22 protein-coding genes are annotated in these 19,480 nt (G+C 64.4%); 13 read left to right on the top strand and 9 right to left on the bottom strand.

Annotated features, from left to right (window positions below):
* Positions 1 to 9: 9 nt before the first annotated feature.
* Entirely contained in the window at positions 10 to 825 is an 816-nt protein-coding gene (locus tag N5B55_RS01140) for a TorF family putative porin (protein WP_012761037.1), read from the bottom strand.
* 392 nt (positions 826 to 1,217) lie between these two features.
* Positions 1,218 to 1,346: a hypothetical protein gene (locus N5B55_RS01135; protein ID WP_304538886.1), complete on the bottom strand. Its 129-nt coding sequence runs from the start codon at positions 1,344 to 1,346 to the stop codon at positions 1,218 to 1,220.
* A 12-nt stretch (positions 1,347 to 1,358) separates the two neighbouring features.
* Here N5B55_RS01135 and N5B55_RS01130 point away from each other — a divergent pair, with 12 nt between their 5' ends.
* The 3 genes from N5B55_RS01130 (at position 1,359) to N5B55_RS01120 (ending at position 4,051) form a co-directional block, all read left to right on the top strand.
* A complete protein-coding gene (locus N5B55_RS01130; RefSeq protein ID WP_065860282.1) occupies positions 1,359 to 1,616 on the top strand; it encodes an accessory factor UbiK family protein in 258 nt (85 codons plus the stop codon).
* A gap of 170 nt (positions 1,617 to 1,786) precedes the next feature.
* Complete coding sequence (locus tag N5B55_RS01125; protein ID WP_012761035.1) at positions 1,787 to 2,299, top strand: hypothetical protein; 513 nt, start codon at positions 1,787 to 1,789, stop codon at positions 2,297 to 2,299.
* A gap of 219 nt (positions 2,300 to 2,518) precedes the next feature.
* Positions 2,519 to 4,051 (top strand): YifB family Mg chelatase-like AAA ATPase, encoded by a 1,533-nt coding sequence (locus N5B55_RS01120; protein WP_178959222.1) that lies wholly within the window; start codon positions 2,519 to 2,521, stop codon positions 4,049 to 4,051.
* 60 nt (positions 4,052 to 4,111) lie between these two features.
* On the opposite strand, the gene N5B55_RS01115 is transcribed toward N5B55_RS01120, so the two are convergent.
* Together N5B55_RS01115 and N5B55_RS01110 are read right to left on the bottom strand one after the other, a co-directional pair.
* Entirely contained in the window at positions 4,112 to 4,753 is a 642-nt protein-coding gene (locus N5B55_RS01115) for a LysE family transporter (RefSeq protein ID WP_065860279.1), read from the bottom strand.
* Positions 4,754 to 4,840: 87 nt separating this feature from the next.
* Entirely contained in the window at positions 4,841 to 5,380 is a 540-nt protein-coding gene (locus N5B55_RS01110; protein WP_304539823.1) for a hypothetical protein, read from the bottom strand.
* Between the two features lie 116 nt (positions 5,381 to 5,496).
* Here N5B55_RS01110 and N5B55_RS01105 point away from each other — a divergent pair, with 116 nt between their 5' ends.
* The 3 genes from N5B55_RS01105 (at position 5,497) to N5B55_RS01095 (ending at position 7,549) form a co-directional block, all read left to right on the top strand.
* Positions 5,497 to 6,012 (top strand): O-acetyl-ADP-ribose deacetylase, encoded by a 516-nt coding sequence (locus tag N5B55_RS01105; RefSeq protein ID WP_304538885.1) that lies wholly within the window; start codon positions 5,497 to 5,499, stop codon positions 6,010 to 6,012.
* Positions 6,013 to 6,113: 101 nt separating this feature from the next.
* Positions 6,114 to 6,674 carry a TlpA disulfide reductase family protein gene (locus N5B55_RS01100; RefSeq protein WP_304538884.1) on the top strand — a complete coding sequence of 187 codons (561 nt, stop codon included), beginning with the start codon at positions 6,114 to 6,116 and terminating at the stop codon, positions 6,672 to 6,674.
* Between the two features lie 137 nt (positions 6,675 to 6,811).
* On the top strand, positions 6,812 to 7,549 hold the full coding sequence (locus tag N5B55_RS01095) for a DUF2278 family protein (protein ID WP_304538883.1): 738 nt from the start codon (positions 6,812 to 6,814) through the stop codon (positions 7,547 to 7,549).
* A 68-nt stretch (positions 7,550 to 7,617) separates the two neighbouring features.
* Here the strand turns inward: N5B55_RS01095 and N5B55_RS01090 are convergent, their stop codons facing one another.
* From N5B55_RS01090 to N5B55_RS01080, 3 genes are all read right to left on the bottom strand, one after another.
* Complete coding sequence (locus N5B55_RS01090; RefSeq protein ID WP_154206252.1) at positions 7,618 to 8,934, bottom strand: sigma-54-dependent transcriptional regulator; 1,317 nt, start codon at positions 8,932 to 8,934, stop codon at positions 7,618 to 7,620.
* Between the two features lie 25 nt (positions 8,935 to 8,959).
* The gene (locus N5B55_RS01085) at positions 8,960 to 10,978 is read right to left on the bottom strand and encodes a sensor histidine kinase (RefSeq protein WP_304538882.1); all 2,019 of its coding nucleotides are present in this window, start codon (positions 10,976 to 10,978) and stop codon (positions 8,960 to 8,962) included.
* 101 nt (positions 10,979 to 11,079) lie between these two features.
* Positions 11,080 to 12,369: a dicarboxylate/amino acid:cation symporter gene (locus N5B55_RS01080; RefSeq protein WP_154206250.1), complete on the bottom strand. Its 1,290-nt coding sequence runs from the start codon at positions 12,367 to 12,369 to the stop codon at positions 11,080 to 11,082.
* A gap of 450 nt (positions 12,370 to 12,819) precedes the next feature.
* Here N5B55_RS01080 and N5B55_RS01075 point away from each other — a divergent pair, with 450 nt between their 5' ends.
* From N5B55_RS01075 to N5B55_RS01060, 4 genes are all read left to right on the top strand, one after another.
* Positions 12,820 to 13,149, top strand: a complete 330-nt coding sequence (locus N5B55_RS01075; protein WP_065860271.1) for a (2Fe-2S) ferredoxin domain-containing protein — start codon at positions 12,820 to 12,822, stop codon at positions 13,147 to 13,149.
* A gap of 35 nt (positions 13,150 to 13,184) precedes the next feature.
* Positions 13,185 to 13,832 carry an alpha/beta hydrolase gene (locus N5B55_RS01070; protein WP_304538881.1) on the top strand — a complete coding sequence of 216 codons (648 nt, stop codon included), beginning with the start codon at positions 13,185 to 13,187 and terminating at the stop codon, positions 13,830 to 13,832.
* 90 nt (positions 13,833 to 13,922) lie between these two features.
* Positions 13,923 to 15,125: a D-alanyl-D-alanine carboxypeptidase family protein gene (locus N5B55_RS01065; protein ID WP_065860270.1), complete on the top strand. Its 1,203-nt coding sequence runs from the start codon at positions 13,923 to 13,925 to the stop codon at positions 15,123 to 15,125.
* Positions 15,126 to 15,145: 20 nt separating this feature from the next.
* Positions 15,146 to 15,445 carry a YbeD family protein gene (locus N5B55_RS01060; protein ID WP_065860269.1) on the top strand — a complete coding sequence of 100 codons (300 nt, stop codon included), beginning with the start codon at positions 15,146 to 15,148 and terminating at the stop codon, positions 15,443 to 15,445.
* 71 nt (positions 15,446 to 15,516) lie between these two features.
* Here N5B55_RS01060 and N5B55_RS01055 read toward each other — a convergent pair whose 3' ends face one another.
* A complete protein-coding gene (locus N5B55_RS01055; protein ID WP_065860268.1) occupies positions 15,517 to 16,479 on the bottom strand; it encodes a transcriptional regulator GcvA in 963 nt (320 codons plus the stop codon).
* A gap of 149 nt (positions 16,480 to 16,628) precedes the next feature.
* Between N5B55_RS01055 and N5B55_RS01050 the strand changes: the two genes are divergently transcribed.
* From N5B55_RS01050 to lipA, 3 genes are all read left to right on the top strand, one after another.
* Positions 16,629 to 16,988, top strand: a complete 360-nt coding sequence (locus N5B55_RS01050) for a DUF2917 domain-containing protein (RefSeq protein ID WP_065860267.1) — start codon at positions 16,629 to 16,631, stop codon at positions 16,986 to 16,988.
* Positions 16,989 to 17,147: 159 nt separating this feature from the next.
* Complete coding sequence (lipB, locus tag N5B55_RS01045) at positions 17,148 to 17,837, top strand: lipoyl(octanoyl) transferase LipB (RefSeq protein WP_304538880.1); 690 nt, start codon at positions 17,148 to 17,150, stop codon at positions 17,835 to 17,837.
* A 42-nt stretch (positions 17,838 to 17,879) separates the two neighbouring features.
* Positions 17,880 to 18,881 carry a lipoyl synthase gene (gene lipA, locus N5B55_RS01040; RefSeq protein ID WP_304538879.1) on the top strand — a complete coding sequence of 334 codons (1,002 nt, stop codon included), beginning with the start codon at positions 17,880 to 17,882 and terminating at the stop codon, positions 18,879 to 18,881.
* A 77-nt stretch (positions 18,882 to 18,958) separates the two neighbouring features.
* Here the strand turns inward: lipA and N5B55_RS01035 are convergent, their stop codons facing one another.
* Entirely contained in the window at positions 18,959 to 19,420 is a 462-nt protein-coding gene (locus N5B55_RS01035) for a hypothetical protein (RefSeq protein ID WP_304538878.1), read from the bottom strand.
* Between the last annotated feature and the right edge of the window lie 60 nt (positions 19,421 to 19,480).

The raw sequence follows: 19,480 nt of genomic DNA, 5'->3' as shown, positions 1-19,480 counted from the left end.
CGCGCATCGTTATTGGAAAGTCTTGGTGATCGACAGCAGGGCCGTGGCCTTGCCCATGTAGCTGCCACGCGGGTTTGTATAGAACACGCGCGAAGCATTCGTATCGATGTAGGCCAGCGATGCAGCCCAGCCGTTGCCGAAGTCTTTCGTCACACCGACCTTCCAGTCGGCATACGAGGCACGCACGGTCTGGTGCGGCACTTGCTGGTAGCCCGCGTGCAGGTTCAGCGTCAGGCCCCAGAAGCCGGTGTCGAAGTTGCCCGACAGATCGAAGTATTGGCTGTGATGCGAATCAGCCGTACCGAACAGGTTCGAAAATGCGTGCGAATACTTGAACGTGACCGGGCCGTAGCCGATCTGCGCATAGCCTTCGGTCGTGTGCGGACGCGTGAAGCCGTCGGGGTAGCTGCCCGGGTAGTAGTACTGCAGCACCCCCACGTCGATCGGCACGTCCTTGATGATCTCGGTCTTGTAGCCGCCGTAGAAGTCCATCTCGATCGGCGCGGAGACGTTCGAGTTCGAATCGCTCAGCCAGCTGATAGACGAGTTCCAGTTACCGATATAGAAGCCCTCGGGCAGCACACCGCCCGGAATGGCGTAGTCAAAGCCGCCCTGGATGGCAGGCTTGTTGTTGGTCTGCATGATGCCGCGATAGCGGTATTGGCTGGCCAGCGTGACGTTGGCCGTGAGTGCCGCCGGCGCAGGTGCCGGTGCGGCGGCCGGTGCATCAGCCGCGGGTGCGGACTGCGCGATGGCGGATTGGCTGACGCCGGCAACGGCACCGGTCAAGAGTACAAGGCTGGCTGCGTACGCAAACTTCTTCATAACGGCTCTCCCCCTTTAGAAAGTCGCAACGGCAATGGAAAAAAAATCGCACCAGTTCTGCAACTGTCATGCCATGTCGATGTCGTCGGATTGGAAGGCCGCCTCGGTTATCACGACACGCCGCCACTGTCACGAAAACCGGAGGAAATTGGGGACGGGTCGCCCATCGGCCGGTCTGTAACCCGCCAACGGTTGCCGGAGGCTGGTTCACGCCACACCGGCCGACACCGTCATGGCGCGATAAAAGCCATGTGATAGAGTGATTTCAGTCCGATGCGCGGCGGGGGGTGCCCGGCGCAGAAACCGCAACGGGTGTTTCTGTCCCCGTTTATATGGCGTCGCCAATGCCGCATCGCAGCGAGATTTGATGGAAGGTGTGCCGTTCAGGGCGCTCAGCCGGTACCATCGCGGCCGAGGGCACCGAAAGCACGCGCCGCGCGCAGGCCTTCGCACCACGGCACAGCAATTTCCACGCACAGCTTCGGTGCATGCACCGGCTTGGCGCGGACAGCACGATCCACGGAGCAAACGACATGAAACCGACCGATCTTTTTTCCGACTTCCAAAACCGCGTGACCGAAGCGCTGCGCAACTCGCCGGCGGCTGATATCGAGAAGAACGTCCGCGCAATGATGACCCAGGGCTTCTCCAAGCTCGATCTGGTCACGCGTGAGGAGTTTGATGTGCAATCGCAGGTGCTCGCGCGTACGCGGGCGCGTCTGGAAGAACTGGAAACGCGCGTGGCGGCCCTGGAGGCCCAACTGAAGTCCGCAACCCCCGCAGACCAGTAAACCGCTCGCCCGGTGTTGCGCCGGCAGCGCATCCGCCGGGCTGCTGTGCGGACCGCCGCACCCCTGCTGCGGCGCACAGCGAAAAGATCGATGTGCCGCCTTGTTGCGGCTGGCGAACTGATCTAGAACGTCCTTAAGACGCACGCGCAGCCGCGCTTGAGGAGAAGATCATGCAGCATCGCCTCTATTTCCTGATGCCGGACGTCTCCAGCGCCCGGCGCGTGATGAACGACCTCCTGCTGGCGCGCATCACCGAGCGCCACATCCACTTCGTCTCCAAGCCCGGCATCGATCTCACCGGCCTGCACGAAGCCAACATCCTCCAGACCTCCGACATCGTCCATGCCACCCAGAACGGGCTGGTGATCGGCGGAGGTGCGGGTGTGCTGGCCGGCATCGTGGCCGCTCTCTTCCCGGTCATCGGCGAAGGGCCACAGTGGGGCATGGTCGGCATTACGACCGTGGTGGGGGCGCTGTTTGGCGCGTGGGCTTCAAGCATGATCGGCAGTTCGGTGCCGAACAGCCGCCTGAAGCCGTTCAAGCAAGCAGTGGAGGATGGGCAGATACTGCTGATGGTCGATGTGCCGCGCTCGCGCGTGAGCGAGATTCGCGCGCTGCTGCAGAAGACGCATCCCGAAGGCCGCTTCAGCGGCGAAGATGCGGCCATGCCGGCCTTCCCCTGAGTCGATCCGCCCACAACAAAGCCGGAGCCCAGTGCTCCGGTTTTTTTGTCTGGGCTGATTTTCTCATGTCGGCGCGATCGTCAAATTTGGATGCCGGTGCGCATGGCAGCAGAACGCGGCTGGCACAGTGGAGGGTTCCGCAACCGCCACGCTCCGTCACATCATGCACCGCTGCCACGCTCTCCGCCTTACTCGTAAGTCCACTTGGAGGGCGGCGCGATGAGCCTAGCCGTACTGCGCTCGCGCGCGCTCTCGGGTATCGATGCGCCGGCCGTCTCGGTGGAAGTTCATCTGGCGAATGGCCTGCCATCGTTCACCATCGTCGGCCTGCCGGATACCGAGGTGAAGGAGAGCAAGGATCGCGTGCGGGCAGCGATCCAGAACAGCCGCTTCGAGTTTCCGGCGCGACGCATCACCGTCAACCTCGCCCCGGCCGATCTTCCAAAAGAATCGGGCCGGTTCGACCTGGCGATCGCGCTGGGCATCCTCGCCGCGAGCCGCCAGATTCCGCACACGCATCTGGACGCGCATGAGTTTGCGGGCGAGTTGTCCCTGTCTGGCGATCTGCGGCCGATTCGCGGTGCGCTGGCGATGGCGTACGCGCTGTCGCGCAACCCCGCTTCGGCCGATGGCGACGCACCGCTCGCCCGCGCCTTCGTGCTGCCCGCCGAGAACGCCGCCGAAGCTGCGCTCGTGAGCGGCACCAAAGTCCTGCCCGCGCGCACGCTCATCGAGGTATGCGATCACCTGAGCGCGCCGGACCGCAAGCTCGCACCAGCGCTGCCTGCGCCGGTCGACGCGGACATCCGCTATCCCGACCTGGCTGATGTGCGCGGACAGCCGCAGGCGCGGCGCGCGCTGGAAGTCGCGGCCGCCGGCGGTCATTCCATGTTGATGATCGGACCGCCAGGAACAGGCAAGTCGATGCTCGCGCAGCGGTTTCCCGGCTTGCTGCCGGACATGAGCGATGACGAAGCGCTCTCCGCTGCCGCCGTGATGAGCCTGACCACGCGCGGCTTCGATGCGCGACGCTGGAAGGTACGGCCGTTCCGCTCGCCACACCACACGGCGTCGGCGGTGGCGATGGTGGGCGGGGGCAATACGCCAAGGCCTGGGGAAATCTCCCTGGCACATCAGGGCGTGCTCTTCCTCGATGAACTCCCAGAGTTCGAGCGTCGCGTGCTCGAAGTCCTGCGCGAGCCGCTGGAAACCGGCCACATCACCATCTCACGCGCCGCCCACCAGACAGATTTTCCGGCCAGCTTCCAGCTGATTGCCGCCATGAACCCGTGCCCGTGCGGCTATCGCGGGCATCCGCTGCGGGCGTGCCGTTGCACGCCGGATCAAGTGGAGCGATACCAGGCGCGCATTTCGGGGCCGCTGCTCGATCGCATCGATGTGCAGATCGAAGTGCCGACGCCCTCACAGGAAGAACTGCTCGACGGGCCGCCGGGTGAACCAACGGTCAACGTGGCCGAGCGCGTCGCTGCCGCGCACGCGCGGCAGCTCGCACGGCAAGGTAAACGCAACGCCCTGCTGGGCGGCCATGAGATCGATCAGCATTGCAGCCGCACCGATGCGGCCGATGGCTTGCTGCGCCACGCGATGACGCGCTTTTCGTGGTCTGCCCGCGCCTATGCGCGCGTGCTCAAGCTCGCCCGCACGATTGCCGACTTGGCAGGCGACGAGCAGATCGATGCCGCGCATGTGGGCGAGGCCATTCAGTATCGGCGCGGGGTGAAGGCGGATTAGCGTGCATCCTCACGCTGCGCCCTCAACGACTTGGCGGGCTGCCCTGCGGCAGTGCAAAGGTCACGCAGTCTGCCGCTTCACGAAGAACAGCGCGGCGCCAATGCTCATCAGCATGCCGCCGAAGAAGCGGCTCTGCCAGCGCAGCGCGCGCGGATTGCGGAACAGGCGCTGCGCCCGCGAGGCCAGCAGCGCATAACCGTGCATGACGATCAGATCGACGAACACCATCGTCGCCGCCAGGATGCCGAGTTGCGAAAGCAGCGGCTTGGCCGGATCGATGAACTGCGGCAGCACCGCGACCATGAACAGGATGCCCTTCGGGTTCGTCAGATTGGTCAGCAACCCGACGAGGAACCGGCGACGCGCGCCACTGCCAGCCACTTTCACGGGCTCGCCCTCAGCCGGCTTGGCGATCTGAATGGGGGTGCGCCATTGCACGATGCCCAGATAAATCAGATACATGGCCCCGATGATCTTGATGGCCATGAAGGCGTGCTCCGACGCGATCAGCAACGCGCCCAGACCCGCACCCGCAATGAACAGGATCACGACAATGCCCAGTTCGAGCCCCGCGATCGTGACCGACGTGCGGCGCACGCCATGCGTCAGGCCGTGGCTCATGCACAGGATGGCGCCCGACCCCGGCGAGATGGCGATCACCCAGGCCGCCAGAAAAAAGGCCAGCCAGACTTGCAACGTCATGATGGTTCCTCGTGAAATGTTATGCGGTAAAGCGAAGGCGCCGATTGTGCACCGGCTGCGGCCAGTCCGCTCGGGCGCGCTCAGGGTCTAGTACGGATGGAAGCTGGAAAGAAACTGTTCGACCTGCTCCTGCTGGCGCGCATCGCGAGCGGCGTCGCCCGATTCCAGCACGACCGCCTGGTAGGCATGCTTGCCCACGGCGACCACGCGGGCGGTCAGCCGGCGCGGGGCGGGATCGTCGCCGCCCGCTCCCTGGGCGATCAATTCCACTGCCGGCAATGACAAAGGCGGCTGGGCGGCGGTTTGCACAGCGATGTCGCGCTCGGTCACACGACCCTTCAGATTGGCGGATAAGCCACTGCGCAGCGCTTCAACGGCGCGCTGCCGCGATACCGGATCATCCGCGGGCAGCTCCACCACGCCGACCGCGAACAACGTGCCGTCGACGCTGGCGGCCTGCATCGTCATCGGCACGCGCTGGCCGTTGATGACGATGGGGCGGGCTTCCGCGGTGGGCTTGGCGGGGTAATCCACGGCGTAGGCACCTTCGTTGGAGTGGACCGTACGCCAGTCGTACTTGGGCGAACAGGCCATCAACAGCGCGCACACCACCGCGCCAAACACCATCCGCCTGTTTCCCGTTGCCGTGACTGCCACGTCGCCTCCTGTAGGTCTTCTGTCCGTTTTCGCGCCGCCTATTATCGAACAGAGATGCTCAACCTTCGCTCGCCAAGGACAGCGCCATGCCAATCCCGTCCGTCACCTTGCTTGCCCTGCGCGCCGACATCACCACGCTGGACTGCGATGCCATCGTCAACGCAGCGAACAGCTCGTTGCTGGGCGGGGGCGGCGTCGATGGCGCGATCCATCGTGCCGCCGGGCCGCAACTGCTGGAGGCGTGCCGCGCCCTCCATGGCTGCCGAACCGGTGAGGCCAAACTCACACCGGGCTTCCAGCTGCCCGCGCGCTACGTGATCCACACAGTTGGGCCGATCTGGCGCGGCGGCCGCCAAGACGAGGTGGCGCTGCTGGCCGCGTGTTACCGCAACAGCCTGGAACTGGCGCGCAAGCACGAGGTGCGCAGCATCGCGTTCCCATGCATCAGTACCGGCGTATATGGCTTCCCTCCACAATTGGCCGCGCCGATTGCCGTACGCACCGCGCGAGAACACGGCGCCGGCCTGGTCGCGATCACCTTTTGCTGCTTTTCCTCCGCGGACCTGACGTTGTACGAAGCCGCCCTCGTCAGTGCAAAGTGATGCGGGATTCGCTCCATGGACGGAATGTCGCAGCCGGCATGCGGCGCTGACACGGCGGGCCTACAATAGCGATTTGATTCCTCCCGAACCACGTTGCCGACATGGCCTCGACCCTGACTACCTCCGCAGCTTCTGCATCTGCCACCGCCACGTCGCGCGGCCGCCGCTGGTTGTTGCCCGTGATCGTGCTGGTGCTGGCGGCCGCCGGCTGGTTCGGCTGGCGTGCGTTTTCTCCGTCGCAGCAGGTCCCGGCCGCGACTTTCACGCTGCTGGATGGGCAAAAGCTGTCGACGCAAGACCTGAAAGGCAAGGTCTATCTCGTCAATTTCTGGGCAACGAGCTGTGCCACGTGCGTCAAAGAGATGCCCAACATGGTCCAGACGTACAACAAGTACAAAGGCGAAGGCCTGGAGTACGTGGCCGTGGCGATGAGCTACGACGCACCGATGTACGTGATGAACTTCAGCCAGACGCGCCAGTTGCCCTTCAAGGTCGCCATGGACGCTGACGGCTCCGCCGCCAAGGCCTTCGGCGACGTGCAGCTCACGCCCACCACGTTCCTGGTCGACCGCGACGGCCGTATCCTCAAGCGCTACGTGGGCGAACCGGAATGGTCGTCGTTCGACGCGCTGCTCAAGCAGACGCTGGGCAAGCAGGCCTGAGCGTCCACCCCTCAATGCAAACGAAACGCCCGGTGAATGCCGGGCGTTTTTGTTTTCGGGCAACGCACGTTCCACACTAGGTTCACGCGGGCCTGCTGCAATGACGGTCCGTCAATCCCAGGTTCGATGGAGCGCGCATGGCCAATCACTACTGCATGTTCAAGGGCAAGCTGAAATTCGGTGTGCCTTATCTGGAAGGCTATAACGGCAATCCGCATTACGCGATCGTGGTGGAAGCGCCGGATGGCTCGGAATTCGTGGTGCTGGCCAACGTGAAATCCGACTCGAGCATGCCGGGCGCCGGCGCAGCCGGTTACCACGTGCTGTATCAGTGGACGACCGACCTGCAGTTGCCGATCACCGCCGATCTGGCTGCGCTGCCTCCCGGGCTGCACATGAGTGGCTTCCCGCCTCTGGACTACGTGCGCGATGCCGGGCTGGTCGACTTTCCGAACATGCGGCCGATCGCGCTGGATACCGAAACCGAGCACAACGACATCAACGCGCTTGTTGACGACATGCTCTCCCTCGACCGCAGCGCCACGCCGGTCGACTATGTCTATCACGGCAGTTCCGGCGACGATGACCGCAAAGGCTGGCCGCCCCGCACGGATGTCACGGTCTACGGCTTCGGTTTCTTGTTCGAGCCGCAGCACAACGGCCTGCACGAAACGCACATGAACCAGGGCAACCCCGTTGTCCACACGCCGGGTGTGAAGGACCATTCGCGCGAAAACGGCACACGGCAGGACGGGGCTGTCATCGTGGAAATCGACGGCAAGTTCCAGGCATTGCTGATCGCATTCCAAACCCAGCGGATTCCGACAGACGACCGTGGATACCCGGTGGCGGATGCCCATCCGATTCTGGGTTGAGCACGAAAAGAGAACGAAAAGAAAACGCCCGGTCGAAGCCGGGCGTTGTTGGGTGCGAGCGTGCCAGGTCAAAGACCGTATCGCTTGATCTTGTCATACAGCGTGGCGCGGCCGACCTGCAGAATGTCCGCCGCCTGATGCACCGAGCCGCCGGTGCGCGCCAGCGTTTCGGCAATCACCGTGCGCTCGTAACGCTCGACGCGCTCCTTGAGCGGCATGCCGTCTTCGGAAGCATCCGGCACGACCGGCGTGCGGCCGACGCCTAGCACCAAACGATCGGCCGCGTTGCGCAGTTCGCGCACGTTTCCGGGCCAGCTCGATTGCATCAGCTCGTGGCGCTGACGCTCGGCCAACATCGGTAGCGGACGTTGATAGCGCACGGCGGCTTCGAGCAGGAAGTGTTCGAACAGCGGGATGATGTCTTCGCGGCGCTCACGCAGCGGCGGCAGGTCGATGGCGACGACGTTCAGGCGGTAGTACAGATCGCGCCGGAAACCGCCCGCCTCGATCAGCGCTTCCATATCGCCCTTGGCGGCCGCCACGATGCGCACGTCGATGCGCACCGACGCATTCGAGCCCAGCCGCTCCAGCGCGCCCTCCTGCAACACGCGCAGCAGCTTGACCTGCAGCGCGATCGGCATGCTTTCGATCTCGTCGAGGAACAGCGTGCCGCCCGAGGCGTGCTCGAGCTTGCCGATGCGCCGCTTGCCCGCACCGGTAAAGGCTCCGGCCTCGTGGCCGAACATCTCGCTTTCAAAGATCTGTTCGGGCACGGCGCCGCAGTTCAGCGCGATGAACGGCTTGTCGTGACGCGGAGAAAGGGTGTGCAGACTGCGCGCGACCAGTTCCTTGCCCGTGCCGGTCTCGCCGTTGATCAGCACCGGCGCATCGGTGGTCGCAACGTTCTCGATCAGCGCACGCACCGCGCCCATCGCCGGCGAGCGCCCGATGATCCGCGTGCCAGCCGCCGGGCCGGCCAGTTCACGGCGCAGTGCGCGGTTTTCCAGCTCAAGCGCGCGGCGCTCCACTGCGCGGCGCACGGTCTCGGTCAGGCGCTCGGCGGGAAACGGCTTCTCGATGAAATCGAACGCGCCCTCGCGCATCGCCTGCACGGCCATCGTGATGTCGCCGTGGCCGGTGACGAGCACCACGGGAATCCCCGTGCCGAACGACTGGCAGTGAGCCAGCACATCGAGGCCGCTTGCGCCCGGCAAGCGCAGGTCGCTCACGACGACGCCGGGGAAATTGGCGTCGATCTTGCCGACGGCTTCTTCGGCGCTGCCGAACGCCTGCACGTTGAAGCCGGCCAGCTCGAGGCTCTGCGCGGTGGCCTGGCGCACAGGCGGGTCGTCTTCGATGAAGAGAACGTTCAAGCCTTCGGACATGGTTCCTGCCTGTGTAGAAAACGGATCAGATGGACGCCGCGGAGGCGACCTGGGCGCGCACCAGGGTCAGCGTAAACTGTGCGCCGCCGCCCGGCATGTTGGCAGCCGAGAGCGAGCCGCCAAAGTCGCGCGCGATGCTGGTGGAAATCGCCAGCCCAAGGCCGAGCCCTTGGCCGATCTCCTTGGTGGTGAAGAACGGCTCGAACAAATGCGGCATGGCGTCGGGCGGAATGCCAGGGCCGTTGTCGCGCACAGCGATGGTCAGTTGATTCGATGGCGACGGCGCCCCTTCGGCGGGCCCGATGCTGATGTCGATGCGTCCTGCGCGCGCGGGCTCATTGGCGCTGATCGCATCGAGCGCGTTGCCGATCAGATTGATCAGCACTTGCTCGAGCTTCAGTTCATCCGCGCGCACCACGGCCTCTGTCTCGGGGATGCGCCAGTGCAGTTCGAGCGCCACGTCGCCCAGGCGCGGACGCAGCAGCGCAAGCGTGTGGTCCAGCGCCACGCGCACCTGCACATCCACCACCTTGCGCCGCGAGCGGCCCGCAAACAGCTTGAGCTGCGCGGTGATCTTGCCCATGCGCTCGGTCAGGTCGGCGATCGCCTGCAGGTTATCCGTGGCGGCGCCGTGCTGGCCACGCTCAAGGAGGATGCGCGTGTTGTCGGAGAACGTGCGCAACGCCGCCAGCGGCTGGTTGAGTTCGTGCGTGATGCCGGCGGCCATCTGCCCCAGCGCGGCAAGCTTGCTGGCCTGCACGAGTTCGTCCTGCGTGGCGCGCAGTTCGGCTTCCGCGCGGGTGCGGTCGACGATCTCGTGTTGCAGTTGTTCATTGGTAGCCATCAAATCGGCCGTGCGGTCTTCCACGCGGCGTTCGAGCTGATCGTATGCCGCTTCGAGCAGGCGGCGGCTACGCAGCATCTCCATCATGCGCAGGCGCCGCTGGCGCCAATAGAACAGCAGCAGGCACGCAAACGCAAAGGCAAATGCGGCCGCCACGGTGGCGCTGCGCGCAGCACTCATCACGGGCTCCACCGGCGTGAGATACATCAGCGTCCAGTCCGGCTCGACCAGGTCGCGCGAAACCTGCAGATAGCGCGTGGCGTTCGTGCGCTCGCCAACGCGAATCAGTTCTGCGCCTTCGGGCAATCGCCCGGTCAATCGCAGGAAGGTCGGCGCCTCGGGCTGCAACGGCAGCGGCGTGATCTGCTTGCGGTAATACTGGCGCGTCGCCTCCAACTGCGCCTGCAGTTTGGACGTGAGCGGCTCCACCGTGCGGTACTGCCACGCGGGCACGGACGACAGGAATATCACGCCGTTCTCGTCGGCCACCATCACGGGTTCCGACGCGTCGTGGCTGGCGCGGCCGAACCATTCGAGGTTGAGCTTGACGACCGTCACGCCGATCACGCGCCCGTCTTGCATGACCGGCTGGGAGATGTAATAGCCGGGCTCTTCACGCGTAATGCCAATGCCGTAGAAGCGGCCGACGTGGCCTTCCGCTGCCTGCTGAAAATACGGCCGGAACAGATATTCGGCGCCGACGAAGCTGTCGGGCTGGTTGTAGTTGGATGCTGCCAAAGCCTTGCCGCTGGGGGCGATCACGTAGGTGGCAGTGGCGTGCGCGCGATCGTTGACTTCGCGCAGATAGCGGTTCGCGCGGTCGACGTTGGCGGGTGTCGGATTAGCGAGCAGATCGTGAATGAACGGATGCAGCGCCACCAACGCCGGCAGGTATTCGTAGCGGTCGAGCGTGCTCTTGAGGTTGGCGGCATAACGATCGACCCGCCCGCCGGCGGCCTGCTGTGCCTGCGTGAGCCCCCGGTTCCACGCCACCACAAACGTCGTCGCACACACCACGGCCATCACCACCATGAGCCCGAGCGCCACCAGCCACCAGAAGCCACGTCGCGAGGCGGAGGCGCTGGTCAGGGAGAAATCGGGATCGGACATCGGCTGGAGGTCGGCGGCGGACGGTGATGCCGTGCCTTCCAACGCCGTGCCTGCAGTCGGCATGCCGCCGAGGAGCTTCACGAGTTGCATCCCAAAAAAGAAGCGGGGCCGTCTGGAAGGACAGGCCCCGCAATCATACGCTGTGCGCTCTCAAGCGCCGGCGCCCGCAGGCGCCAGCCAGATTCGATCGATCAAACTGCCGGGGTGGCCGGCACGCCCTCGTCGCTGCGGTCGCCCGACAGCACGCGCGCCAGCTTGGCGCGATCCAGTTCACGCTCCCAGGCCGAGATCACCACGCAGGCCACGCCGTTGCCGGTGATGTTCGTCAAGGCGCGGCATTCGCTCATGAAGCGGTCGATACCGAGAATCAGCACCATGCCCGCCACCGGAATATCCGGCACCACGGCCAGCGTTGCGGCCAGCGTGATGAAGCCCGCACCGGTGATGCCCGATGCGCCCTTCGACGTCAGCATCGCAACGGCCAGGATGGTCAGTTGCTGCGTCCAGGTCAGCTCGATGTTCAGCGCCTGCGAAATGAAGATCACCGCCATCGTCATGTAGATGTTGGTGCCGTCCAGGTTGAACGAATAACCGGTCGGGACCACCAGGCCCACCACCGACTTCGAGCAGCCCAGCTTCTCCATCTTTTCCATCAGGTGCGGCAGCGCCGACTCCGACGAGCTCGTGCCGAGCACGATCAGCAGTTCTTCCTTGATGTACGCAACGAAACGGAAGATGTTGAAGCCGACCAGCCGCGCGATGATGCCCAGCACCACCACGACGAAGATGATGGCCGTGAGGTAGAACGTGCCGACCAGCTTGAGCAGCGGCACCAGCGAGATCACGCCGTACTTGCCGATGGTGAATGCCATGGCACCAAAGGCACCAATGGGAGCCACACGCGTGATGACGTGCACGATGCGGAAGAACACGTGCGAGATCTGGTCGATGAAGTCCGTCACCATCTGCGCGCGCTCGCCCATGGCGGAGAGCGCCCCCCCGAACAGCAGCGCGATCAGCAGGATCTGCAGGATATCGCCCTTGGCGAAGGCGTCCACCACCGTGCTGGGGATGATGTTGAGCAGGAAATCGACCGTGCTGGCCGATTGCGCCTTGGCGGCGTACTGCGCCACGGCCTTGGCGTCGATGGTGTGCACGTCAACGTTGAAACCCGCACCCGGGTTGAAGATGTGGCCCGCAGCGAGACCGATCACCAGCGCGAAGGTCGAGACGACCTCAAAGTAGAGCAACGCCTTGCCGCCCACGCGGCCCACCTTCTTCATGTCGCGCATGCCCGCAATGCCGGAGACGACGGTACAGAAGATGATCGGCCCGATCACCATCTTGATGAGCTGGATGAAACCATCGCCCAGCGGCTTCATCTTCACGGCGAGTTCGGGCGAGTAATGGCCCAGCAGAACGCCAATGACGATCGCCGTGAGCACCTGCACGTACAGGATTTTGTAGAACGGTTTTTTCATGTCTTCCTCGAGTGTCACAGACCGGCCGTGCGCTCAACTGCTCGCCCGGTCCGACCCGCCCTGGTGGTCTCTCTCCTGCCTCGATACGCTGATGTGTCCGGCATTTCCCGCAGCAGGTCGCTCGTTATTGCAAGGCCTATGCCAACACCCGTTTCCTGTGCGGACGGCCCGCCAGCCCTTGCACCAGCTTGGTGTGACTACGATGGCACCCGCCCCAGCCGTCGTCAATCCCGGAATCCGCGCACCCAGGGTGTCCAGACATCCGGAAAACGTGTTGCGACGCAGCATCGCAGGCTGCGTGCGGTCAGCATGTTGGGAGGGCGCGCGACACCGGGGCCGTATAATGCCGGCTCGTTACGCAAATCCACATGGGTGCGCGACGCCGGGAAAGCCTGTCATGTCCTGCCGCGCGTACCGCCACGCAGCCCGCCCAGCCTTCTCGGTCCGCCCATGAGCAGCCACTACAAGCACCACGTTTTCTTTTGCCTGAACGAGCGCGAGGACGGCTCGCGTTGCTGCGCCGACTTTGGCGCCAAGGCCATGCAGGAATACGCCAAGAAGCGCTGCAAGGAACTCGGCATCAACGGCGAAGGCCGCGTGCGCATCAACAAGGCGGGCTGCCTGGACCGCTGCGAACTCGGTCCGGTCATGGTGGTCTACCCCGACGCCGTCTGGTACACGTTCGTCGACAAGGAAGACATCGACGAAATCATCCAGAGCCATCTGGTCGAAGGCAAACCGGTCGAACGACTGATGGTCGACCGCCCCGCCAACGTGTGAGCCCGCGCTTTACCGTATCCGCTTCTCCAGTTTCCATGAACGTTCATACCGAAGAACGCCTGATTCCGGGCCCCGTCGGGCAGATCGACCTCTCGATCGACCAGCCGGACACCGCCCTGCGCGGCCTGGCGCTGATCGGCCATCCGCATCCGCTGTTCGGCGGCACCAAGGACAACAAGGTCGCGCAGACGCTGGCACGCACCTTCGTCGGCCTGGGCTACGCGACGGTGCGCCTGAATTTTCGCGGCGTAGGCAAGACCGAAGGCACGCACGACAACGGCATCGGCGAGCAGGACGACATGCTGGCCGTGCTGGACTGGATGCGCACGCAGACCGAATGGTCTGCCGATATCGCCACGCTGCCCCTGGCACTGGGCGGCTTTTCGTTCGGCAGCTTTGTCGTGTCCCAAGTGGCACGCCGCCTGGCCGAAGCCGGCACACCCGCCGAGCGCCTGGCGCTGGTCGGGACCGCCACCTCGCGCTGGGACGTTGCGCCGGTGCCGGCCGACACCATCATCATTCACGGCGAACAGGATGACACCGTGCCGCTCATCGACGTGCTCAACTGGGCGCGCCCGCAGGAGCTGCCCGTGATCGTCATCCCGGGCGCCGATCATTTCTTCCATCGCAAGCTGCATCTGATCCGGAAGCTCATTGCAGGCGCCTGGGCGCCAAAACCGTAACACCCACCCGTTGATTTTCCGGACGCCGCGCCTCCCCCCCTTATTTGGCAGGCGGCGCCATTGAATTCCAAGCTGACCGCAGGACCCGACATGCAGAACCGCTTCGCCCATTTCACGCCCATCGCCTTCCATTCCGCCGCCGCAACCGCTGTGGCAGCCGCCGTGCTGGTCACCGCGCTGCCCGCCATGGCGCAGCCGGTGCCCGCCCCGCAAGTCGCGGCCCGCTCGTGGATGCTGACCGACGTGACCAGCGGCCAGGTGCTCGGCGGTGCCAACATGGACGAACGCATCGAGCCTGCCTCGCTCACCAAGCTGATGACGGCCTACCTCGTCTTCGAAGCCGTGCGCGACGGCAAGCTCAAGTACGACCAGATGATCACGCCGACCGAGACCGTGCGCACCGTCAAGAACGACGAATCCCGCATGTTCCTGGAAGCCGGCAAGCCCGCCTCGGTGCGCGAGTTGACGCAAGGCCTGATCATCCAGTCCGGCAACGACGCGGCCCTCGTGCTTGCCGAGGCGGTGGGCGGCACGGAGACCAACTTCGTGATGCTGATGAACCGCGAAGCTGAGCGTCTGGGCATGAAGAACACTCACTTCATGAATGCCGCCGGCCTGCCCGACCCGAACCACTACTCGACCGCACGTGATCTATCCATCCTGACTGCCGCGCTCATCAAGAACTTCCCGCAGGACTACAAGTTCTACTCGCAGAAGGATTTCACCTATAACAACATCAAGCAGTCCAACCGCAACCGCCTGCTGTGGCTTGATCCGACCGTCGACGGCGGCAAGACGGGCCACACCAAGTCGGCCGGCTACTGCCTCGTCACATCGGCCAACCGCCCGCTGCCGGACGTGCCGGGGGCGAGCCGCCGCCTGCTGTCGGTCATCGTCGGCACCAAGAGCGATGCCATCCGCACGCAGGAAAGCCTGAAGGTGCTGAACTACGGCTATCAGTTCTTCGATACGGTGCGGCTATACCAGGCCAAGGAAGCGCTGCAGACGCCCGACGTGTACAAGGGCCAGGCCAAGAGCGTGAAACTCGGCGTGGCGGAAGACAAGTGGATCACCGTGCCCAAGGGCGCAGGTGCGCGCCTGAAGCCGGTGCTGGAGCGCAAGGACCCGCTGATCGCCCCGATCGCCCAGGGCCAGCAACTGGGCACGGTCAAGGTGATGGACGGCTCGACCGTGGTGTCAGAATTCCCGGTGGTAGCGCTTGAAGCGGTGCCGGAAGCCGGCTTTATCGGCCGCACCATCGACGCGGTCAAGCTGTGGTTTAAAAAGAAGTAATCGTCCCCATTTACTTCGACATGACCTCCTCTCACACACCCCCGCCGGGCCACATTCCGCCCGAACAGTCGCTCATCGAATACCCGAGCGATTTCCCCATCAAGGTGATGGGGCCGATGCATGACGACTTTGCCCAGACCATCGTCGAAGTCGTCCGCCTGCACGACCCCGAATTCCACGAAGGGCGCCTGGAAAAACGTCCGTCATCCAGCGGCAACTATCTGGGCCTGACCGTAACGGTGCGCGCCACCAGCCGCGAACAGCTCGATGCGCTGTACCAGGCACTGACCAGCCATCCGATGGTCAAGATCGTGCTGTGACGCGCCTCTGCGCAGCCAAGCAAAACGCCCCGGTCATGCCGGGGCGTTTTGTTTTGTGTGCCGGTACCGCGTCAGCCTTTGGCCACGTGCCCCAGGCAGACCGTGTTGTCATCCATCAACCGCGCCAGCTTGAGCTTGAACGCCGCAATCTCCGGCAGCAGCCACGCGCGGAAAGCCTGCATCTTGGGCGTCTGCAGCGCGCTGTGCGGGCAGACGAAGTAGTAGTTCCACGGACACGGCGTCGTCGTCTCGAACAGGCGCACCACACGGCCGGCCAGCAATTCGTTGAACGCCAGTGTCGGGCGGATCAGCGCAATGCCCTGCCCCGCCGCGGCTGCCTGCAACAGCAGCGACGAGTCCTGGAACATCAGCCCGCCACGCGGCTCCACAAACCCAGAGACGCCAGCCGCCTCGAACCATGGCTCCCAATCCTCACCCTCGCTGCGCAGCAGGGTCATGGTCGCCATCTCGGCCACCGTACGTGGCAGGCGCCCGCCGTTGAACGACGGACTGCAGACCGGGAAGAACACATCGTCAAGCAGCTTTTCCACGTACAGGCCCGGATAGTTGCCCGAACCCATGCGCAGCGCCACGTCCATCTCTTCGCGCGCAAAGTCGACCAGCGCGGGGCTGGAGAACAGCTCCACCTCCAGCTCGGGATGGCGCTCGATGAAGGTGCCGATATGCGGCGTCAGCCAGCGCGCCGCGAACGACGGCATCGTGCTGATGGCCAGGCGGTTGTCGCGGTTGCCGGCGCGCAACTGATGCGTGGCCTGGGCGATCTGGTCGAGCGCCTCGCGCACGCGATCGGCATAGGCGCGACCCGCGTGCGTAAGCATGACGCGCTTGCCGCGCCGCTCGAACAACGGAACGCCCAGCTCGTCTTCCAGGGTGCGCATCTGATGGCTGACCGCGCCGTGCGTAACGAACAGCTCCGTCGCTGCACGCGAAAAACTCTCATAGCGGGCTGCCGCCTCAAACACCCTCAGCGCGCCAAGTGACGGCAAGCGCATTGGTTCGCGGATCTCGGTCATCTTTCCCTCCTGATTTTCGTAGCGCAGGGTGATTTTTATGTGAGCTGCACTATCAAGAAACGCAATATATATCGTTTGGTACTAGGCAACCAAGCGCCTAGACTTCCTTCAACGGCAAGGCCCATCCCGATGCCGTGAAGGAGCCGATCATGAAAGCTGTACTAACAAAAATTGTATTCACTCTGCAGCCCGGCGAAGTGGTGGCATTGCGCATGCCGGGCAACCAGAATCTGCGCGTCGAAGAAGCCTGTGGTCGCGACGTATGGGTCACGCACGAGAACAAAGCCGGCGACGAATGGCTGCGCGCGGGCGGCAGCGTTGCCGTGAAGCGCGGCGAAGAAATCGTCGTCTCGGTCGACCCGAAAGCCCTCGGCCCCGTCGCACTGGCCGTGGAAGCCACCGACGGTCACATGCCGCGCAAGCCTTGGCACGTGACCGACGGCTGGCGCCACACGCTCGCCGCGCTCGGCTGGAACGAACACGCCGATACGCCCATCGTGGCCGCCTGAGCCCCAAACCTGTTCTCCGCCTCCTTTGCGGCGCGAGCCGCAAAAGCCGACGCCGGCGCCGATGCCTCCCATCGCGCCGGCATTTTTTCGCCCGACCCCGCGACCAAAGCGGTCAACGGCGCACGTCGACATCGACGGCCCTGCGCTACACTCGCGGGCATGATTCCGATTGACATCGTCGAACGCGGCCTGCAGGACTACGCCGCCTGCTTCGACGAAATGCAGACATTCACCGCGCAACGGGGCCCTGAAACGCCCGACACGATCTGGCTGGTCGAACACCCGCCAGTGTTCACGCTCGGCCTGGCCGGGGATCCTGCGCATCTGTTGGCCCCCGGCAACATCCCGCTGGTGAAAGTCGACCGTGGCGGTCAGATCACTTATCACGGGCCCGGCCAAGTCGTCGCCTACCTCCTGCTGGATTTGCGCCGCCGCGGGCTGTTCGTGAAGGCGCTGGTCGATGCGATCGAGGCGGCCGTCATCCAGACGCTCGCCACGTATAATGTCGCCTCCGAACGCAAGGCTGGCGCCCCCGGCATCTACCTGTCGAGCGGGCCGCATGCTGGCGCCAAGATCGCCGCGCTGGGCCTGAAGATCCGCAACGGCTGCAGCTACCACGGCGTGAGCCTGAACCTGGCGATGGACCTGTCGCCTTTCACGCAGATCAACCCGTGTGGCTATGCCGGTCTGGAAACCGTCGACATGGTGACCGCCGGCGCCCGCGATGCGTCCGGACGCCCCGTTGATGCCAACGACTGGCAAACCGTTTCCCGCGACCTGGCCGATGCGCTGGTCGCCCAATTGCAGCAACGCGCGCAAGCGCACCCCGCCGAGGCCGCTACCGCATAGCGCCCGGAAATGCACGAGCCGCAAGCCCGTGCGGAGAACACGATGACCGATTCCGCCGCCGGCGCCACTGAAGTCGCCACCCCTGCCACCCCGTCGAACAAGCCGTACGACGCGACGGCCAAGCAGAAGTCGCTCGACAAGACCGCACGCATTCCCATCAAGATCGTGCCGGCTGAGAAGCTCAAGAAGCCGGATTGGATTCGCGTGCGTGCCGCCACCGGCAACTCCCGCTTCTACGAGATCAAGGACATCCTGCGTGCCAACAACCTCGTGACGGTGTGCGAAGAGGCAAGCTGCCCGAACATCGGCGAGTGCTTCGGCAAGGGCACGGCCACGTTCATGATCATGGGCGACAAGTGCACGCGCCGCTGCCCGTTCTGCGACGTCGGGCACGGCCGGCCCGATCCGCTCGATGTCAACGAGCCGGAAAACCTGGCGAAGACCATCGCCCAGCTGAAGCTCAACTACGTCGTCATCACCAGCGTCGACCGCGACGACCTGCGTGACGGCGGTGCCCAGCATTACGTCGATTGCATCTCGCGCACGCGTGCCATGTCGCCGGCCACGCGCATTGAAGTGCTGGTGCCGGACTTCCGCGGCCGCCTGGAAAAGGCGCTGGACATCCTGCAGGAATGCCCGCCCGACGTGATGAACCACAACCTCGAAACGGTGCCCCGACTGTACAAGCAGGCCCGTCCGGGTGCGGACTACGCGCACTCGCTCAAGCTGCTGAAAGACTTCAAGGCCCGCAATCCGAACGTGCCGACCAAGTCCGGCCTGATGGTCGGCCTGGGCGAAACGGATGAGGAAATCCTGGAAGTCATGCGCGACATGCGTGAGCACGACATCGACATGCTGACCATCGGCCAATATCTGGCGCCATCGGGCCACCATCTGCCGGTGCTGCGCTATGTGCACCCGGACACCTTCAAGATGTTCGAAGAGAAGGCCTACGAGATGGGTTTCACGCACGCGGCCGTGGGCGCCATGGTGCGCAGTTCGTACCACGCGGATCAGCAGGCACACGAAGCCGGCGTGGTCTGATCACCGCCGGAACGCTGCAGAAACAAAAAGGGCCTTGGGGTAGAACCCAAGGCCCTTTTGCTTTGGTGCGGGCTCGATCAGGCTTGCGAAGCGGCACCCTTCGGATATGACACATCGCCGTTCCACGACAGATAGCCGTAGGTGTCGGCCTGGCGATCGGCACCCTGTGTGTAGACGTCGTACTTGGCAGCAGCGCCGTCTGTGTACGGATCGGCCTTGGCGATGGCGCCATCGGTGTAGGGGTCAGCCTTGCCGACGGCACCTTGGGTGTACGGATCGAAGCGATCGTTCTTCCACGAGAGATAGCCGTAGGTATCAGCTTGACGGTCCGCGCCTTGGGTGTAGACGTCGTACTTGGCGGCTGCACCCTGTGTGTATGGGTCGGCCTGGGCGACAGCGCCTTGCGTGTACGGATCGGCGCGGCCTGGCACGGCAGCAGCGGCGGGCTGGGCCGACAGCAGCGCAGCGGAAGCAGAAACCGTGGCCACCAGGGCCAGCAGAGCGTTACGGGAGAAAGCGGTTGCGAGACGGGTGTTCATGATGGGCTCCTGATCTGTTTGGATGTTCGGTTGCGCTGAGTTCGTTGCGCTTGTGATCAG

The sequence above is a fragment of the Ralstonia pickettii genome (genome assembly GCF_030582395.1).
Classification (GTDB): domain Bacteria; phylum Pseudomonadota; class Gammaproteobacteria; order Burkholderiales; family Burkholderiaceae; genus Ralstonia; species Ralstonia pickettii_D.
Note: the sequence above shows the minus strand (reverse complement) of the source record. Positions and strands in the feature narration are given on the sequence as shown.

Bases quoted from the DNA above. Each gene is read 5' to 3' on its own strand.
- N5B55_RS01140 (WP_012761037.1), bottom strand. From the start codon at position 825: ATGAAGAAGTTTGCGTACGCAGCCAGCCTTGTACTCTTGACCGGTGCC.
- N5B55_RS01075 (WP_065860271.1), top strand. From the start codon at position 12,820: ATGAGCAGCCACTACAAGCACCACGTTTTCTTTTGCCTGAACGAGCGC.
- N5B55_RS01065 (WP_065860270.1), top strand. From the start codon at position 13,923: ATGCAGAACCGCTTCGCCCATTTCACGCCCATCGCCTTCCATTCCGCC.
- N5B55_RS01100 (WP_304538884.1), top strand. From the start codon at position 6,114: ATGGCCTCGACCCTGACTACCTCCGCAGCTTCTGCATCTGCCACCGCC.
- lipB (WP_304538880.1), top strand. From the start codon at position 17,148: ATGATTCCGATTGACATCGTCGAACGCGGCCTGCAGGACTACGCCGCC.
- N5B55_RS01070 (WP_304538881.1), top strand. From the start codon at position 13,185: ATGAACGTTCATACCGAAGAACGCCTGATTCCGGGCCCCGTCGGGCAG.
- N5B55_RS01080 (WP_154206250.1), bottom strand. From the start codon at position 12,369: ATGAAAAAACCGTTCTACAAAATCCTGTACGTGCAGGTGCTCACGGCG.
- N5B55_RS01060 (WP_065860269.1), top strand. From the start codon at position 15,146: ATGACCTCCTCTCACACACCCCCGCCGGGCCACATTCCGCCCGAACAG.
- N5B55_RS01090 (WP_154206252.1), bottom strand. From the start codon at position 8,934: ATGTCCGAAGGCTTGAACGTTCTCTTCATCGAAGACGACCCGCCTGTG.
- N5B55_RS01085 (WP_304538882.1), bottom strand. From the start codon at position 10,978: ATGCAACTCGTGAAGCTCCTCGGCGGCATGCCGACTGCAGGCACGGCG.
- N5B55_RS01130 (WP_065860282.1), top strand. From the start codon at position 1,359: ATGAAACCGACCGATCTTTTTTCCGACTTCCAAAACCGCGTGACCGAA.
- N5B55_RS01055 (WP_065860268.1), bottom strand. From the start codon at position 16,479: ATGACCGAGATCCGCGAACCAATGCGCTTGCCGTCACTTGGCGCGCTG.
- N5B55_RS01110 (WP_304539823.1), bottom strand. From the start codon at position 5,380: ATGGTGTTTGGCGCGGTGGTGTGCGCGCTGTTGATGGCCTGTTCGCCC.
- N5B55_RS01105 (WP_304538885.1), top strand. From the start codon at position 5,497: ATGCCAATCCCGTCCGTCACCTTGCTTGCCCTGCGCGCCGACATCACC.
- N5B55_RS01095 (WP_304538883.1), top strand. From the start codon at position 6,812: ATGGCCAATCACTACTGCATGTTCAAGGGCAAGCTGAAATTCGGTGTG.
- N5B55_RS01035 (WP_304538878.1), bottom strand. From the start codon at position 19,420: ATGAACACCCGTCTCGCAACCGCTTTCTCCCGTAACGCTCTGCTGGCC.
- N5B55_RS01120 (WP_178959222.1), top strand. From the start codon at position 2,519: ATGAGCCTAGCCGTACTGCGCTCGCGCGCGCTCTCGGGTATCGATGCG.
- N5B55_RS01050 (WP_065860267.1), top strand. From the start codon at position 16,629: ATGAAAGCTGTACTAACAAAAATTGTATTCACTCTGCAGCCCGGCGAA.
- N5B55_RS01125 (WP_012761035.1), top strand. From the start codon at position 1,787: ATGCAGCATCGCCTCTATTTCCTGATGCCGGACGTCTCCAGCGCCCGG.
- N5B55_RS01115 (WP_065860279.1), bottom strand. From the start codon at position 4,753: ATGACGTTGCAAGTCTGGCTGGCCTTTTTTCTGGCGGCCTGGGTGATC.
- lipA (WP_304538879.1), top strand. From the start codon at position 17,880: ATGACCGATTCCGCCGCCGGCGCCACTGAAGTCGCCACCCCTGCCACC.